This window comes from Lysinibacillus sp. FW301-JW8 (assembly GCF_058788755.1).
In genome coordinates this window covers 1-15745 of sequence record NZ_JBYTBB010000098.1, presented here as the reverse complement: position 1 = coordinate 15745, position 15745 = coordinate 1, and the positions used below count along the sequence as shown (strand labels likewise).

The following is a 15745-nucleotide window of genomic DNA, read 5'->3' as shown; positions in this document are numbered from 1 at the left end:
ACGAGACCCTGCACGGAGCGTCAGCGCAGGAAGCGGCTCGTCGCTCGCCCACTGGAAAGCGAGTAGCCTGGAACGGAGATCACCTTCATTTGAATTAGTAGTGTCCACAAAGAGTCCCTTGACCATTTAGTTTTTCAACACTATTCAAAAAAGTCCACCGTAGTGGACTTTTTATTAAGGCTTAGAAACCTTTGTTGTTATTTCACTGACAACAATAATAATTACTATTCCTATATAGAACATCGGCTGCATCACACTACATATGCCAACAATAACGGCTTGAGTGACCATCGCTAAACGAACAATTTGTTGAACGGCTGCTTTACGAGCATGGTCAGGCAATGGGTACAGCATGTCCATACGAAATTCTCCACTTGCCAATAAAGCTTGCTTTAACTGAATTGTGGATGCAAAGCTTAATGCTCCTACAACAATCCATGTCACGATAGGAATATCGACAAAGGCTGCAATAACAGCAGAAATAACTGTTAAACGAAGCCATAAATAAAAGTGATCGTCAGTACGTACAAAAGTTCGAAACACTAAATATTTTTGTGTGTTCTCCTTTTTATAAGGGATGAATTTATACAGCCAGTCAAGCCATGCTCTACGACGAATGATTCCTCTTAAATGGGGCACTTCCGTAAAATAATTTGCAAAACGATAGAAGCTCATCATTCGATTTTGCTCTAGCTCCACAAAATGCTCATACGGCACAGGCTCACCCTTACATTTTTTTCTGAATATAAGAACATAAATACAGCCAATAACAGTTGCAACGATTGCTAATATTATTTTGGCTTGTAGTGCCATGTAAATAGTCACACCAAATATTATTGCTCGAATTAGCCTGTCCACCCAAATCATCTGACCGCGTTCACTATAACGGTAGCTAAATTCACCTTGAACACTTAGAAACTTCAATACAATAATTAAAACAAACACTGCCCAAATTTCAATTGTTGTTAAATCAGTAACCGCCTTTAGTAAAGGGATACTTACAATATATACAATCGCAACAATCCAAACCTGTGACCAAAATGTCCACCCTAACGCCTTTTGAAAGTACTGTGACATTTTCGATTCTACAGGTAATAAATACACTTGATCTGGCTCTCGCAAAAGCGAAGTAGGTCGGCTAAAAGCTAATAAAATTCCTACGATTACGGCAATTACTATTTCTGCTGGAAAATCTAATTGTACGATTTTAAGCCATTCACTATATTGATAGCCTCCTGCTCCAACAAGAAATACGAGTACAATCGCGATATGCCCAGTAAAAATAAATTGCATATACTTTTGTACTTCTCCTATATAATGCATGAAACGAGAAGACCATACATCACGCAAGTTCTTCATGGTCCCGCTCCTTTGTCATAGCAATATATAATTCATCCAATGTCGCGTGTGGCATAGCAAAAGCCTGACGTAAATCATTCATCGTTCCTTGTGCTCGAACACGTCCTTCATGTAATAAGATGATTCGATCACAATGCTTCTCAGCCGTCGATAAAATGTGAGTGGACATTAATATAGAAGCGCCCTCTTTTTTCTTTTCATCCATTTGATCTAGCAATGATTGAATGCCAAGAGGATCAAGACCCACAAAAGGCTCATCAATAATATAAAGACTTGGATTAACTAAAAAGGCACACATAATCATCACCTTTTGACGCATTCCTTTAGAAAAATGCGATGGGAACCAATTCAGTCTTTTTTCCATCCTAAATTCTTTCAATAATAACTCTGATCGAGCTGCAAGTGTCGCCTCATCTAGATCATAAGCCATTGCCGTTAATGCTAAATGTTCCCGTAATGTTAGCTCATCGTATAATACAGGCGTTTCAGGTATATAAGAAAATGATGTTCGATACTTGTCCGTATTTTCCTTTAATGTAACACCATTTAATCGAATATCCCCTTCTTTAGGAAGCATTGTACCAATAATGTGCTTAATCGTTGTACTTTTCCCAGCACCGTTCAAGCCAATTAAGCCAACAAGCTCCCCTTTTCCAATGGTAAATGATAAATCTTTTATAACAGGCTTTCTTGTGTAGCCACCTGTCACATGTTGTACTTCTAATACTGACATGACCTCACTCCTCTTCTTGTTTTATATTTTATCAAAAATTAGCAAATGATACAGTTATGAGTATGATAGAATGTAATTACATACATAAATGAAAGGGGAAATTACGAATGAGCGATTGCCTATTTTGCAAAATCATTGACGGATCCATTCCAAGTACAAAAATTTATGAAGACGACCATGTCTATGCATTCACAGATATTTCACCGGTTGCTAAAGGACATACTTTATTAATTCCCAAACAGCACTGTCAGGATTTATTTGAAATGCCAGAGGATGTAGCACGTAATCTTTATGCTGCGGCACCTAAAATTGCAAATGCTATCAAAGCAGCGTTTCAACCTATTGGCTTGAATACAATTAATAACAATGGAGCAGCTGCTGGACAAACCGTTTTCCACTATCACTTACATTTTATTCCGCGTTATGATGAAAAAGAAGGTCTAGGTTTAATTTGGCAAACACAAAAATATACACCAGAGCAATTAACTGAAGTTGCAGAAAATATTAAAGCACATCTTTAAATAAGAGGGATATACTTTAATTTTCAGAATAGTGCCTTGCAATTTAAAAATTTTTATCGTACAATCACAAATAAGTTTCGCTAACGGTCAAGAGGACACGTTGGGAGACAGATTAGCATAGTTGAGGAGAGATTAGAAATGAATACAAAGAATTTAGTTTTAATGGCACTCTTAGTCGGTGTAGGTGCGGCGCTATACGTAGTCACACCAGGTATGGTAAATGGCATGAAGCCCGATTTCATGCTAACAATGATGTTTATCGGGATATTACTGTTCCCTACCATTAAAGAAACGTTTTTACTTTCTTTAGCGACAGGTGTTCTATCAGGATTATTTACAACATTTCCTGCTGGTCTAGTTCCAAATATTATCGATAAGGCTGTTACTGGTTTTGTCTTTTTAGCGATTTTATTCGCCCTAAAAAAACTTGCAAAGAATTTTGTTGTATCAGCTGTCTTAGTAGGTATAGGAACAATATTATCAGGTACGGTATTTTTAGCAGTAGCACTTTTTGTGTTCAATGCTAATGTTGGTGCAACATTTGCTATGCTTTTTATAGGTGTTGTCTTACCTGCTGTAGCATTTAATGTCATTGCTTTCGCGATTATTTATCCAATTGTTGTAAAATTAGTAAAGCGTTCTAAATTCAATACAGCTATTTCTCAAATTTAATATGTAGTACAAACCCTTATTTTGAGGAAAAAGTACTTTCAACTACTAAAAGAAGCTAAAACGTGATGGAAAATTACTCGTTTAGCTTCTTTTTTCTTTTGGTATATGTGCATTTCGTGGTTTAATAAGGGTAATATAATTATTACAGAAACGAGGTATTTCGATATGAAGGCAAAACCATTTTTATTTGGACTAGTTACTGGCATTGTTGGAGGAACTATTGCTGTACTTTTCTCTACTCCCCAATCAGGCAGACAATTACGCGCAAATTTGCGAGAAAATGCTGAAATCACTAAGGACAAGCTTTTCGAAGTTAAACATCAGGTTGATAATGTTAAACAGTCAGTTAATTCCTTAACAAATGAAGTCAAAAATAATATACCGCAAATAATAAATGAATTAAAACAAACAATTACTACATTTACAGATGAAATCGAGCCAACAAAAAATAATTTACAACAAGAAATAGAGGCATTACAGAATACAATTAGCGAAATCGAGAAAAATGTTGCACAATTCACAGAAAAAAAGAAAAAACCACAAGAAAATATAAACAACTAAAGTCCTATTAAACTAAAAATATTAATATTTTTTTATTAAAAAACCCTTAAAAAATATTATTATTTAACCACTTTTCAATTATTTAATTTTTCTAACTTTAAACTTTTTTTCTTTATTGCTATAATATTTTTAAAACGTTAAAGAAAGCAGTAGGTGATGGCTTTGTCAGAGGAATTATACACACAAAAAGAGGCGATGCTTTATAGTCAAAGAATTGCGCAATTATCAAAAGCCTTATGGAAAGCGGTTGAAAAGGATTGGCAGCAATGGATTAAACCATACGATTTAAACATCAATGAGCATCATATTCTATGGATTTCGTATCATCTAAAAGGGGCTTCGATTTCCGATGTAGCAAAATTTGGCGTGATGCACGTTTCCACAGCATTTAACTTCTCAAAAAAATTAGAAGAGCGTGGATTCCTGAAGTTTTCAAAGCGTGATGACGACAAACGTAATACGTATGTTGAACTAACTGAAGCAGGCACAGAACTAATTGTTGAAATGAATAGCAATTATCATAATACGTATCATTCTGTCCTCGAAGGGTCATTAGCTTTAAAAGACTTATATGGTCGCTTCCCAGAATTTTTAGATGTTATGGCTGTAATCCGCAATATTTATGGAGAAGACTTCATTGATATTTTCGAGCGCTCCTTTCAACACTTCCGTGATTCCTTTGACACGTTAGAAGTTCGTTCAACTGTAAAAGGATAAAGTGAAACTCATTTGTAGCTGATGATTATATTCAAACAATTGAGGAATAACGATATGGGTACGCCCTTACGAAACGTTAAAAATCATGTTAAAGGAGGTATTTCAGAAAATATTTCTGAGATACCTCCTTTTTCTTGCATTCTTACATAAATCAATTTACATTAAATAGGACCCTTCCAATTATGGAGTTGATAAAGCATGCACTGTTGGAAAATATTAAATCTTGAACATCACTACGGTACAACGCGTATTATAATAATGTCTGTATTCGTGTTTTTAACCGTATTTTCTCTATCTTATGTAACATTTAATTTATTTAATGATGAACACTATACTGATCATTTATTTTGGTTATTTGTCATTGCAGTATTTGCCCTTTATCCAATTCATAAATGCTTACACTTTCTAGCATTATTTGATTTACGGCAGCATTTAACATTACGTATGCGTTCGCAATTTTATGTAATTCCTGTTTTACATATGCGCATACGTGAGCCATTATCAAAAAGTCGTTATATTATGGCACTACTTACACCATTTTTCGTGCTTAATACAGTCATATTAATAGGTACACTTTTTTTACCTGCCTACACACATTACGGCACATTACTATTTGCATATCATTGTAGTTTATGTTTAATTGATATCCTATATGTAAAATACTTATTGAATTCACCAAAGGACTCCCAAATTGAGGAAACACCAAAGGGCTATGAAATTTTAGTACCGCCTACTATTCATTAAATTGCTTGTACTTGTGTTTTGTTGACGTTTTTTGTTATGCTATTACTATTGAAAGAGGGGAGGAATAGACTTGCTATTAATGATCGTAGTTCTATTCTCGGTATTCTATTTATTTCAAATAAACCGCATGACTTATGCACTGTGCATGCGACGTGAAATTCCCGAAGAAAATCAGCCAAAAATATTCCGAACTATAAATATACTTATTACAATATTACTTGTCTCATTTTATATTGAAATTTTATATGCAGTATAGTTAAAAAAGTGCATCCGCACATGCTCGGAGGTCAGTTTAACACCTCGTGTATCGACTCTTTCTGATCGATTCTTGTTTTGATGAAGGTTGAACTCAAGCGTGCGGCTTGAATGCCTTCCATTGTTAAAAAAGCTAAGGATATTATACCCTTAGCTTTTCAACATTTTATTAATTAATATAGGAACGCTGCACCAACGATAATTAATAAAATAAACAACACAACTAATAAAGCAAAGCCTGAGCCGTAGCCGCCACCGCCGCCATATCCTCCGTTGCTCATAACTTCACCCCCTTTCTTTTCTCTATCCTATGCGCTTCAAAAATGGAAATATAGGCTATACTCAAGGGGGAACCATTTTGTTTTTAAAACGTTTATGTTATAGTAAAAAATGGACGAAAACCATGTTAGGAGAGAATATCCACAATGAAAAAGACCGTATTATCTTTAACATTAGCCGCCTCTGTTTTAGCGCTTGGAGCTTGTAGCGGAGGGGACAGTAAAACAATTGCAACATCAAAAGTCGGTGATATTTCAGTAGCTGACTTTAATGAAAAAGCGAGAACTTTAACAGGTTCTCATGTACTTCAACAAATGTTGACTGAAAAAGTATTAGCTGACAAATATAAAGTATCAGATAAGGAAATTAAAGAGGCTTATGACAATTACGTAGCTCAGTTGGGTGATAATTTTGACCAAGCTCTTCTTCAATATGGCTTAACTAAAGAAGGCTTTAAAGAGTCTTTACGTGTTCAACTTCTTTCAGATAAGGCTTTAAAAGATAAAGCTTTTAAAGAAGAAGATATAAAAAAATATTATGAGCAGATGAAAACAGAATTAAATGCTCGTCATATTTTAGTGGCTGATGAGAAAACAGCTAAGGAAGTTATTGATAAAATTAAAGGCGGTGCTGCTTTTGCGGATGTGGCAAAAGAGTACTCCACTGATACTGGTTCTGCAGCAAAAGGTGGAGAGCTTGGCTGGTTCTCTGCAGGTGCAATGATTGAGGAATTTAGTGATGCTGCTTATGCTCTTCCTTTAAACACATTAAGTGAACCAGTAAAATCAAGCTATGGATACCATATTATTGAAGTAACGGAAAAACGTGATGTAAAAGGTGTAGGCGCATTCAAGGATGAAGAAGAAAACATCCGTTTACAAATGATGGATAAATTAGTGAAAACAGGTGAAGATCAACAAATTCTTAAAGATATTATTGCTAAAATGGCTAAAGATGCTGATATTAAAACATCTGATAAAGAATTGGAACCTGCTATAAAGACTCTTACAACAACAAGTGAGGAACAAGCTAAAGCTGCTGAAGAGGCAGCTAAAAAAGCTGAGGAAAAAGCAGCTAAAGAAGCTAAAGACAAAGAAGATAAAGCTGAAGATACTGAAAAGGAATCTAAATAGTTATTATCTTCCTATACGAAAAAGGGTTACGCTTTATCAGCGTAACCCTTTTTTCACTCACTATATATAGTTGGCTTATAAAACGATCGATTATCGAGTGGGAATAATCTCTCTGTAAATTCACCAGGAGTTGTTTTACCAAGTGCTCGTGTTAACATGTTCATTTTTGCATCAATATTATCAATATAATGCAAAATTTCTGCTTCCTGAAGCATTGGCTTTTTGGGACTGCCCCATTCTTCCTTGCCGTGATGGGATAATACCATATGCTGCAATAACATAACCTCTTCTCCCTCAATTTCTAGTTCACTAGCAATTTTAGCAATCTCATTTACCATAATCGTAATATGACCAAGTAAATTCCCTTCAACTGTATACATTGTTGCGACAGGACCTGAAAGCTCCACTACCTTACCAATATCATGCAAAATAATGCCAGCAAATAATAGGTCACGATTTAATGTAGGATATAAATCAGCAATAGCTTTGCCAAGTCTCAACATGGATACCATATGATCAAGTAATCCTGAGGCATAATCATGATGGTTTTTTGTCGCTGCTGGAAATACTAAAATAGCATCCTGATGTTTTTTAATAGCTGCTCGCGTAATTCTTGAAATATGAGGATTTTTAATTTCAAAGAAATATTGTGTTAATTCTTCATATAATTGTTCTTTGGGCGTAGCAGAAGAAGGAACTAAATCATGGATTGCAATTCCCTCCTCTGGCTTTGCCACACGAATGGCTTTGATACGCAATTGATTTTTCCCTCTGTAGTCGTGAATTTCCCCACCGACACGCACAATTGCTTCAGCATGATACATCTTTTCATGATCTTCATTCGTATCCCACAACTTTGCCTCAATATCTCCACTTTTATCTTGTAATAACAACGACATAAAGGGCTTTCCAACCGTTGTAACCCCTTTTGTCGCTTGTTTAATTAATAAAAATTGATTAACTGCTTCTCCAACCTGGAGCGTCGTTATTCCTTTCATGTTGACGCCACTCCCCTTTCATTTGCTAATGAGCTTATATCGACAATTTGATCTTTGCGCCAATATTTGAGCATCGTGTCATGACAAGTAAAATATAAAACTTGGCGTTCATATCCTACTTCTTTCATTAATTGTACCATTTTGTCTGTTCGGATTCGATCAAAATGGACAAAAGGATCATCCATAATAAATGGAAATGGTGCAGAAGTTGAAAGTGTTTTTGCTAATGCCATACGTAGTGAAATATAAGCTTGCTCCTTCGTCGCCTGTGATAGTTCCGCCATATGATAATGTAAGCCGCTAGTAGCATCCTGAGCAACAAAATAGCCTGCATCGTTAATGAATAACTTTGTATAACGTCCACCTGTTAATAAACAAAAGATAGCATTAACCTCTGTTAAAACATAGGGTAGTTTTTCTTCTCTTAAGCTGAATAATGTTTCATGAATAGCATTAGACAATGCTTTTTTTGTTGCCCATTGCCCTATCAGCTGTTGCAGTATGGATTTCTCTTGCTCAAAATGCTGAAGCAATTGACCATAATTCTCGTCATTTAGAAGATGCTCCTTTTGGACTTGTAGTGTAGCACGTTGCTCTAAGCATTGATCTATAGCCAACTGACTCGCACCCTGTTCCGCTTCCAGAGTATTTAAACGTTCACTTAGCTGGCTGTCATGTATCAATGACTCATCGTTTGATATTTCCAATGAAGCAAGTTGACTTTTTATTGTAAGGAGTTCAGCTTTGAAGTTCTGCTGTTGTTCAAATTGTTCATGTGTCTCATAGTACTCCTTTTCTAATTGAACATTTGCCTCACTAAATAATTGAGCAATTTGTGATTCAACGCTTTCTATATGAGACTGTATCCCTTGAATACTGATAGTAAGATCAGTCAATTGCTCTTTTGTGTGCTGAGTCATTTGTTGCTCTTGCTGTATAGTAAGGAATGTAGTACGCAAATGCATAAAAATTTCTTGTTCACTGTACTCTGCCTTGAGAGCCTGTTGTAGCTGTTCAAATAGCTCGCGTTTTTCTACCTGTATCGTTTGTAAAAGGTTACTTGTACTCTTTCTTTTTGCCTCTAGCTCTTGCGCTCCCCGTATTCGCATAAAAAGCTCTGGTAACAATGTTCTCGCTATATTCCCCTCTAAACGAAAGCGCCCTAAAAATTGTTGCAGGGATTGAGTTGCTTCCTCACTCACTCTTTCAGCCTGTTGAATTTTATATTCTAGTTGCACATATTGATGTTCTTTTTCTTGCTGCTGTTCCTGTACCTGCAACAAACGTTCCTCAAGCTTTTGTCTTTTCAGTAGAATCGCCTGAGCAATATTTTCCTCCTGCTCTAATTCGCGGATAAGCTGATTAGGCTGTCCTGATGCTTTATTTTCATCTCCAGAAAACTTCAAATATAAAATAAGGAATAACACGATAGCTGCTCCTAAAACGATGACAGCCATGTTTTTCCCAAAAACACCATATATAATTGAACATATACTTATAGCTAATAAAATCCATATTAAAGCATTGGATTGCTTCTGCTTTGAGCGCTGTAACCTTACATGACGTAATTGCTCAAGCTTTCGTTTACGTTGCGGCCACTGTGCTAAAATATGTTCTTCTTCCGCTGTTAATGCCTCCTGTTGAAGACGCTGCTTATGCTGAGCAATTGAATCTAGCTCGATGTGTATTTGCTCTAGGGAACGTAAATGAAATTTTAACTCTTCCTCCGTTTCCTCCAATAGACTTAGCTGGCGTTGAAATTTCTCCTCTTGCTGCAATGAGACTGTCTCCTCAAGGAGCTTCAACTGTGCTTCATTTTCCTGTACACCTAATAATCGAAACTGTGCTTCTATTTCTTGCTCTAATAAATACAAATCATCCATTAAGTTTTGTTCTTTTACAATTAACTGATTCCACGTTGCTTCCTTATTCAAAAGTCGCGACATTTCATGTATAGCTTGCTCATTCACTGTTAATGACAGTTTTTGTTGTAGTTCTTGAACCCGCTCTTTTTGCTGCTGCAATTGCAATGTTTCATGCATTAGCCGATCCTTTAATTGCTCATAGCGTCTTATCCCTTCTGGTGGAAACTGCACATGCTCACAATTCTTTAATGTTTGCTCCAGAGCCTTCTGCTGTTTCATAAGAGGCATTGCCTGCTTAAGAATGTTAAGCTGCTGCCAATTCTGTTGCTGTAATTGTTGCTGCTTGTACAGGTCTTCAAGTTTTTGATCAAGCTGCTTTAATTGCAGCAATTTGCCCTCAAAGCTTTGAATATTACTCTGCTCTTGCTTAATAGTGCGTTCAAGCTGCTTTAATTGCTCTAACTTTTGATTAATAATAGGTATCTTTCCTGACTTTTTAAAAAGATCACTAGCCTCTTTTTCCACTTTCCTTTCAATAGTAGACAATTGTTGAACACCTGTTGTCCCTGAGGCAATCAACAATTGTGTCAACTCCTCCTCAGACATTTTCTCAATGCCCTGTAACTCATGTAAAGAGAAGGAGAAAATTGACTCAAAGGATGCCCTTGAATAGCCATAAAGCAGCTTTGCTAATAGCTCGTCCTGTCCAACTGTCCCATCTTCAAGATAAACCGTGACATCTCCAGCTGCCCTTCCTTTAACACGCTTTATAGTACATTGCCCATATATTGGATGCCGAATTGTCAGCTGACCGCCAAATTTAGTTGACGTTTTTGGTTCATATTTGCGTTGTGTTTGATTTTTTGTAGGAAAACCAAAGAGCATTTGTAAAATAAACTGTTGAATCGTTGTTTTTCCAGCCTCATTCATGCCATAAAAAATAGTAACACCGTCAGATAAAGAGATTGTGATATTTTCATGCTTCCCAAAACCATAAATTTGGATTTTTCGTATCGTCAGCATGTAATTCACGTCCTTTGAATTTCTTCTGCTAATAATTCCTGTGCATTGTGCATTAAGGCTTTAATATCCTGTTCAGTTAAAGGTTCGATAAATCTTGCACCACCTGCATGTTGATATAGGTCCTTTAGTATATCCTTCCAGGCTGAAATATCCCATTGCTCCATTAAATTCACCACAGATTCAGTTGCAGCAGTATGTTCGTACAGCGAAGATGAATTATGCAGCGCTAGCTTCTGTACCCAACACATTGGTTCCATCCCATCTTCTGCCTCCCGTATAGTTTCTAGCCATGCATCTACCGTAGCATGTTCAAATAAAGAAGAGGCTTGTTCATCAATGTTTTTTAAGTGAAGCTCCACAACGGACGCTCCATAGGTTTGTCGATTAAGAGAAAGTGCTTTCTCACACTTTTTTAAAAGTTCATTTGCATGAAAAATGTTTTTGCAATCTACCTCCACAGTATTATAAACAACAGCAGATGTCGGTATAAAATCCAGTTCAACAGAGGCTTGCGATAAAGTGACATCATAAAAACCCTTAATTCCCTGTTCCTTACGATGTCGACTTTGAATATTACCTGGATACACAATAGGTGGATTTTGATGTAACAACTGGCGTTTATGAATATGTCCTAAAGCCCAATAATGATAGTTTTTTTCAAGCAACTGATCCTTTGTGAAAGGTGCGTAAACTGCATGTGTGGTGTCACTAAACTCACTGCCATGGAGCATGCCAATATGAAGTACATGCTGGTCAGAGGCAATAGGATAACTCTCTATCTTTGATTCCTTTACATGACGTTCACCATAACTAAAGCCATAAATATTCACTTGCTGTCCTCGTATTTTTAGCTGAACAACGCTAGTCTCCGCTGGCAATTCATAGACGTTACTTGGTAAGGCAAAGCGAGTCCAAGAACCATTTAAGTGATCGTGATTGCCATAGCTTAAAATTACTGGGATATTATGTTGAAAAAGTTTTTCCATTGCCTCTTGGAATCGGCGCTGAGCCTGTAAGCTACGATTTTCACCATCATAGATATCACCAACTATTAGTAAAAAATCAGGCTTCTCATGAATAGCTTTATCAATAATTGTATTAAAAGCCTCAAAAGTACTTGTTCGAATTTTTTTAAAATTATGTTCAGGTAAACCAAATAAGCCCTTAAATGGACTATCTAAATGTAAATCCGCCATATGAAAAAAACGAATTGCAGACATCCAATCACCTCAAGTAATAAATAATTTGAATCCTCGCAATATCATATCTACTTTCTCAGTTACGAAGAAGTTTGGATAAAATATCATAAATTCAAACCGAATATTTGTTCTATTTTATCATACTTCTCATTAGATGAGAAATTTATTCAATATATATTCCCTAATTATATCGCCTTCAATTTTCCACAATTTTCGTAATTTATCAAAATTTCCGCTAGATTTACCGTGAAGTTTATAAATCTTCTATGTATAATAGATATATATTTAAGTAAAGGGTGGGGTGTAGAATGGAGCATTATCGTTTCACAGCTTTTGAAAAAACAGGGGAAACATTGTTTGATGAAACATGGTCTTTCGAAAACGATGAGACTGCAAAAATTAACGGTCAACAGCAAATCGAAGAAAAAGGTGTTGCCGATAAAACTCATCGCCTTGTCAACTCTTCCGGTAAATTAATCCTATTCCATGTCTAAAAGTGACTAGTAAAAGGCACGTAGTTATAGCTCTACGCGCCTTTCACTATGTTACCCTTAATTATTTCCCAGCAAAAACTGGTGTTCTCTTCTCTACAAATGCATGAATTCCCTCTAAATGATCAGCTGTTTTCCGCATAGCTGTTTGCCCCTTTGCCTCCATTGCCAATATACTTTCTAATTGCGATAAATTTTGAGCATGCAGTATATTCTTAGTTGTAATCATGGATGCAATTGGAGACGCCAACATTTTTCCAACGAGCTGGTCAGTCACTGCAAAAACAGATCCCTCTGGAGCGACGTAGTCAATTAATCCTGCTTCATGTGCTTCTGTTGCGGTTAATACTTTGCCCTCCCATATCATTTGCTTTGCCTTAACAGTGCCCACACGTTCCTTCATAAAGAAATGACCACCTCCATCAGGGATAAGTCCAATGCCAATGAAATTCATCGCAAGTTTACTATTTTCACAGGCTACAACGATGTCTGCCCCTAAAGCAAGACTGAAGCCTAATCCCGCAGATGCTCCGTGAATTGCGGCAATAACAATCATCGGTAGTTGATAGTAGGCTTTTACAATTCGAGTTAAATAAACCATTGCCTCTTCAATATTAAGCGGTTTATTTGGATCTAGCATTGCTTTAATATCACCACCTGCTGAAAAGACCTTCCCCTCTCCGCGAATAACAAGAACCTGTATATCCTGTTCTTTTTGTAGTGCCTCAAAGCACTCCGCCAGCTCACGCATCATAACATCATCCATAGCATTCATCGCCTGTGGACGATTTAATGTTAATGTTGCTCGACGCTCTAATTTTTCCAAAGTAATTGTTGAAAATTCCATCCTAGCACCCCCAAATATGAATAGTCATTCACTATGTATTATTCTAGTTTTTTTAGAAAACTCCTTCTATGCTGCGCAAACTTGCACTTGATATGCTATATTTAAGGTCGAATATTGTTTAAAGGTGGTTAAGTATTGTGACACAGAAAGACTATCGTGTATTACTTTTTTATAAATATATTACGATTGAAGATCCTGAAGCATTTGCTGAAGAACATTTAGCGCTATGTAAAGAAATAGGACTTCTTGGTCGTATTTTAGTAGGGCATGAAGGAATTAATGGCACAGTTTCAGGTTCCATAGAGCAAACGGACGCTTATATGGAGCAGATGAAGGCTGACTCTCGTTTTAACGATATCATATGGAAAATAGATGAAGCGAAAGGGCATGCTTTTAAAAAAATGCATGTTCGTCCTCGTCACGAGATTGTGCATCTTGGTTTAGAGAATGATATTAATCCTTTAGAAATAACAGGAGAATATTTATCACCAAAAGAATTTATGAAACGCATGCAAGAAGACAATACCGTCATTCTTGATGCACGTAATGATTATGAGTATGACCTTGGACATTTCCGTGGGGCCATTCGTCCAGATATCGAAAACTTCCGCGATCTTCCAGCTTGGATGGAGGATCATAAAGAGAAATTTACAGGTAAGCAAATATTAACATATTGTACAGGCGGTATTCGTTGTGAAAAATTCTCAGGCTGGTTAAAGCGTGAGGGATACGGTGAAAGCGTAGCTCAATTACATGGGGGAATTGCCACATATGCGAAAGACCCTGAGGTGAAAGGGCAGCTTTGGGATGGACAAATGTTTGTCTTTGACCGACGTCGCAGTATATCAATTAATCAGGTTGAACATGTGGTTATCGGGCAAGATTTCTTTACAGGTGAGCCATCAGAACGCTATACGAATTGTGCAAACCCAGAATGCCATCGATTAATGCTTTGTGAAGAAAAGCACGAAGCATTTTATATGCGCAGCTGTTCAGATGATTGCCGCCGGGCAAAGCGTAACTTCTTCGTTGAAGAAAATGGCTGGACAACGGAGCAGGTCGAGGAACAAATTGCTAAAATTGCTCAAGTTCAAGTAGTTTAATGAGTCACCTTTCTATTTAGACAGTTGTATAAATTTTCACATCAAAAAAGCATCATCCAATTTGCGGGTGATGCTTTGTCCTTTGGTGAATTGTTTTTATTTAGTACCTGAGCAGTTTCGTGCTTTACCTGAGCGTTTTTCTCTTGGACTCGAGCAATTTTGCGCTTTACCTGAGCGTTTTTCTCTTGGACTCGAGCACTTTTCGCCTTACCTGAGCGTTTTTCTCTTGGACCCGAGCACTTTTCGCCTTACCTGAGCGTTTTTCTCTTGGAACCGAGCACTCCCACACCTTACCTGAGCGTTTTTGGTCTTCTGTCAAGAAAGTGGACATAAAAAAGTGAGAGCTTTAAAGCTACCGCACTGCGTTTGGTGGGCAATGGAAATCAATTGTTCAAAGAGCTCGAACAATTGATTTCCATCGCTTGAAACGGTTTTGAGATTAACTTGCGTGTTTCTGTAACGTCAAGCGTTCAAATTGGTTCGGTGAACGATAGCCAAGGGTCGAACGTCTTCTACGTTCATTATAAAAATTTGAAATATAGCCGTTTATCGCTTTGAAGGCTGCTTTCTTTGTTTGGAATTTTTGACGATAAATCATTTCTTTTTTTATGGTCGCATGAAACGATTCGATGCAGGCATTGTCATACGGATCACCTTTTTTACTCATGCTAATTTGGCAACCATGCTTTTTTAAAAGTTCGATATATTCCGTTGAACAGTATTGCGCCCCTCGGTCTGAATGATGAATGAGTCCTTTTTTTGGTCGGCGTATTAAGAACGCTTTTTTCAAAGCTATTAACACTAAATCTACTTTCATATGATCGGCCATTTCCCACGCTACAATTTTACGAGAATACAGATCCATAATACTCGCTAAATACACCCATCCCTCCAACGTTCGGATATAGGTAATATCAGCGACCCATACTTGATCTGGTTCTTCCACATAAAACATGCGTTTCAGTATATTAGGATACACCAGTGCGTCATGACTTGAATCTGTTGTCGTCACATAGCTTCTTGGTCGTGTTGCGCACAGTTCCAGTACCCGCATGATGTTTGCCACTGTTTTTTGTGAAAGAGGATAGCCCCATCCCAACAAATCTTTATGTACACGCGGGCTGCCATACGTACCATAGCTTTCATGAAACGATTGTTTAATTTTTTTTGTGACTTTCATTTTATATTCTTCTTTTTCAGTTATCGGTGCAGCCTGTTTTGCCAACCATTTATAATAGCCACTCG

At 36.9% G+C, this 15745-nt stretch carries 17 protein-coding genes; 9 read left to right on the top strand and 8 right to left on the bottom strand.

All coding sequences use genetic code 11. The features are described from left to right. Positions 1 to 174: 174 nt before the first annotated feature. Entirely contained in the window at positions 175 to 1359 is a 1185-nt protein-coding gene (locus AC3WOM_RS24995) for an ABC transporter permease (protein WP_492448809.1), read from the bottom strand. Continuing rightward, positions 1343 to 2092: an ABC transporter ATP-binding protein gene (locus AC3WOM_RS24990; protein WP_427541023.1), complete on the bottom strand. Its 750-nt coding sequence runs from the start codon at positions 2090 to 2092 to the stop codon at positions 1343 to 1345. Before AC3WOM_RS24990 ends, AC3WOM_RS24995 begins: the two co-directional genes overlap by 17 nt. Positions 2093 to 2199: 107 nt before the next feature. On the opposite strand from AC3WOM_RS24990, the gene AC3WOM_RS24985 reads away from it, so the two are divergent. The 6 genes from AC3WOM_RS24985 (at position 2200) to AC3WOM_RS24960 (ending at position 5563) form a co-directional block, all read left to right on the top strand. Further along, complete coding sequence (locus tag AC3WOM_RS24985) at positions 2200 to 2613, top strand: HIT family protein (RefSeq protein WP_427541020.1); 414 nt, start codon at positions 2200 to 2202, stop codon at positions 2611 to 2613. A 138-nt stretch (positions 2614 to 2751) separates the two neighbouring features. Next, complete coding sequence (locus AC3WOM_RS24980; protein ID WP_427541017.1) at positions 2752 to 3285, top strand: tryptophan transporter; 534 nt, start codon at positions 2752 to 2754, stop codon at positions 3283 to 3285. A 165-nt stretch (positions 3286 to 3450) separates the two neighbouring features. Continuing rightward, a complete protein-coding gene (locus AC3WOM_RS24975; protein ID WP_427541014.1) occupies positions 3451 to 3846 on the top strand; it encodes a YtxH domain-containing protein in 396 nt (131 codons plus the stop codon). A gap of 156 nt (positions 3847 to 4002) precedes the next feature. Further along, the gene (locus AC3WOM_RS24970) at positions 4003 to 4563 is read left to right on the top strand and encodes an HTH-type transcriptional regulator Hpr (protein ID WP_427541011.1); all 561 of its coding nucleotides are present in this window, start codon (positions 4003 to 4005) and stop codon (positions 4561 to 4563) included. 198 nt (positions 4564 to 4761) lie between these two features. Further along, entirely contained in the window at positions 4762 to 5307 is a 546-nt protein-coding gene (locus tag AC3WOM_RS24965) for a DUF3267 domain-containing protein (protein ID WP_492448808.1), read from the top strand. A gap of 70 nt (positions 5308 to 5377) precedes the next feature. Next, positions 5378 to 5563, top strand: coding sequence for a hypothetical protein (locus AC3WOM_RS24960; RefSeq protein ID WP_008173337.1), 186 nt, complete (start codon positions 5378 to 5380; stop codon positions 5561 to 5563). Between the two features lie 172 nt (positions 5564 to 5735). Here the strand turns inward: AC3WOM_RS24960 and AC3WOM_RS24955 are convergent, their stop codons facing one another. Next, positions 5736 to 5843 carry a YjcZ family sporulation protein gene (locus AC3WOM_RS24955; RefSeq protein ID WP_080647610.1) on the bottom strand — a complete coding sequence of 36 codons (108 nt, stop codon included), beginning with the start codon at positions 5841 to 5843 and terminating at the stop codon, positions 5736 to 5738. A 144-nt stretch (positions 5844 to 5987) separates the two neighbouring features. Here AC3WOM_RS24955 and AC3WOM_RS24950 point away from each other — a divergent pair, with 144 nt between their 5' ends. Beyond that, the gene (locus AC3WOM_RS24950) at positions 5988 to 6974 is read left to right on the top strand and encodes a peptidylprolyl isomerase (RefSeq protein WP_492448807.1); all 987 of its coding nucleotides are present in this window, start codon (positions 5988 to 5990) and stop codon (positions 6972 to 6974) included. Between the two features lie 53 nt (positions 6975 to 7027). On the opposite strand, the gene yhaM is transcribed toward AC3WOM_RS24950, so the two are convergent. From yhaM to AC3WOM_RS24935, 3 genes are read right to left on the bottom strand one after another with little or no spacing between them, the layout of a single operon-like run. Then, positions 7028 to 7972 carry a 3'-5' exoribonuclease YhaM gene (yhaM, locus tag AC3WOM_RS24945; RefSeq protein WP_492448806.1) on the bottom strand — a complete coding sequence of 315 codons (945 nt, stop codon included), beginning with the start codon at positions 7970 to 7972 and terminating at the stop codon, positions 7028 to 7030. Further along, on the bottom strand, positions 7969 to 10860 hold the full coding sequence (locus AC3WOM_RS24940; protein WP_492448805.1) for an ATP-binding protein: 2892 nt from the start codon (positions 10858 to 10860) through the stop codon (positions 7969 to 7971). Before AC3WOM_RS24940 ends, yhaM begins: the two co-directional genes overlap by 4 nt. Positions 10861 to 10865: 5 nt before the next feature. Beyond that, complete coding sequence (locus tag AC3WOM_RS24935; protein ID WP_492448804.1) at positions 10866 to 12080, bottom strand: metallophosphoesterase family protein; 1215 nt, start codon at positions 12078 to 12080, stop codon at positions 10866 to 10868. A gap of 287 nt (positions 12081 to 12367) precedes the next feature. Between AC3WOM_RS24935 and AC3WOM_RS24930 the strand changes: the two genes are divergently transcribed. Next, on the top strand, positions 12368 to 12553 hold the full coding sequence (locus tag AC3WOM_RS24930) for a YhzD family protein (protein WP_427540992.1): 186 nt from the start codon (positions 12368 to 12370) through the stop codon (positions 12551 to 12553). A gap of 61 nt (positions 12554 to 12614) precedes the next feature. Here the strand turns inward: AC3WOM_RS24930 and AC3WOM_RS24925 are convergent, their stop codons facing one another. Next, entirely contained in the window at positions 12615 to 13397 is a 783-nt protein-coding gene (locus AC3WOM_RS24925) for an enoyl-CoA hydratase (RefSeq protein WP_492448803.1), read from the bottom strand. Between the two features lie 137 nt (positions 13398 to 13534). Here AC3WOM_RS24925 and trhO point away from each other — a divergent pair, with 137 nt between their 5' ends. Next, positions 13535 to 14500 (top strand): oxygen-dependent tRNA uridine(34) hydroxylase TrhO, encoded by a 966-nt coding sequence (gene trhO, locus AC3WOM_RS24920; RefSeq protein ID WP_492448802.1) that lies wholly within the window; start codon positions 13535 to 13537, stop codon positions 14498 to 14500. Positions 14501 to 14939: 439 nt separating this feature from the next. Here the strand turns inward: trhO and AC3WOM_RS24915 are convergent. Continuing rightward, positions 14940 to 15745 (bottom strand): IS3 family transposase (locus tag AC3WOM_RS24915; protein WP_492448801.1); only part of this gene is annotated, 806 nt, incomplete at its 5' end.

Excerpts from the sequence above, each read along its gene's own strand:
- AC3WOM_RS24995 (WP_492448809.1), bottom strand. The coding sequence starts at position 1,359 with ATGAAGAACTTGCGTGATGTATGGTCTTCTCGTTTCATGCATTATATA.
- AC3WOM_RS24940 (WP_492448805.1), bottom strand. The coding sequence starts at position 10,860 with ATGCTGACGATACGAAAAATCCAAATTTATGGTTTTGGGAAGCATGAA.
- AC3WOM_RS24955 (WP_080647610.1), bottom strand. The coding sequence starts at position 5,843 with ATGAGCAACGGAGGATATGGCGGCGGTGGCGGCTACGGCTCAGGCTTT.
- AC3WOM_RS24965 (WP_492448808.1), top strand. The coding sequence starts at position 4,762 with ATGCACTGTTGGAAAATATTAAATCTTGAACATCACTACGGTACAACG.
- AC3WOM_RS24980 (WP_427541017.1), top strand. The coding sequence starts at position 2,752 with ATGAATACAAAGAATTTAGTTTTAATGGCACTCTTAGTCGGTGTAGGT.
- AC3WOM_RS24990 (WP_427541023.1), bottom strand. The coding sequence starts at position 2,092 with ATGTCAGTATTAGAAGTACAACATGTGACAGGTGGCTACACAAGAAAG.
- AC3WOM_RS24970 (WP_427541011.1), top strand. The coding sequence starts at position 4,003 with ATGGCTTTGTCAGAGGAATTATACACACAAAAAGAGGCGATGCTTTAT.
- AC3WOM_RS24930 (WP_427540992.1), top strand. The coding sequence starts at position 12,368 with ATGGAGCATTATCGTTTCACAGCTTTTGAAAAAACAGGGGAAACATTG.
- AC3WOM_RS24925 (WP_492448803.1), bottom strand. The coding sequence starts at position 13,397 with ATGGAATTTTCAACAATTACTTTGGAAAAATTAGAGCGTCGAGCAACA.
- AC3WOM_RS24935 (WP_492448804.1), bottom strand. The coding sequence starts at position 12,080 with ATGTCTGCAATTCGTTTTTTTCATATGGCGGATTTACATTTAGATAGT.
- AC3WOM_RS24985 (WP_427541020.1), top strand. The coding sequence starts at position 2,200 with ATGAGCGATTGCCTATTTTGCAAAATCATTGACGGATCCATTCCAAGT.
- AC3WOM_RS24975 (WP_427541014.1), top strand. The coding sequence starts at position 3,451 with ATGAAGGCAAAACCATTTTTATTTGGACTAGTTACTGGCATTGTTGGA.
- yhaM (WP_492448806.1), bottom strand. The coding sequence starts at position 7,972 with ATGAAAGGAATAACGACGCTCCAGGTTGGAGAAGCAGTTAATCAATTT.
- AC3WOM_RS24950 (WP_492448807.1), top strand. The coding sequence starts at position 5,988 with ATGAAAAAGACCGTATTATCTTTAACATTAGCCGCCTCTGTTTTAGCG.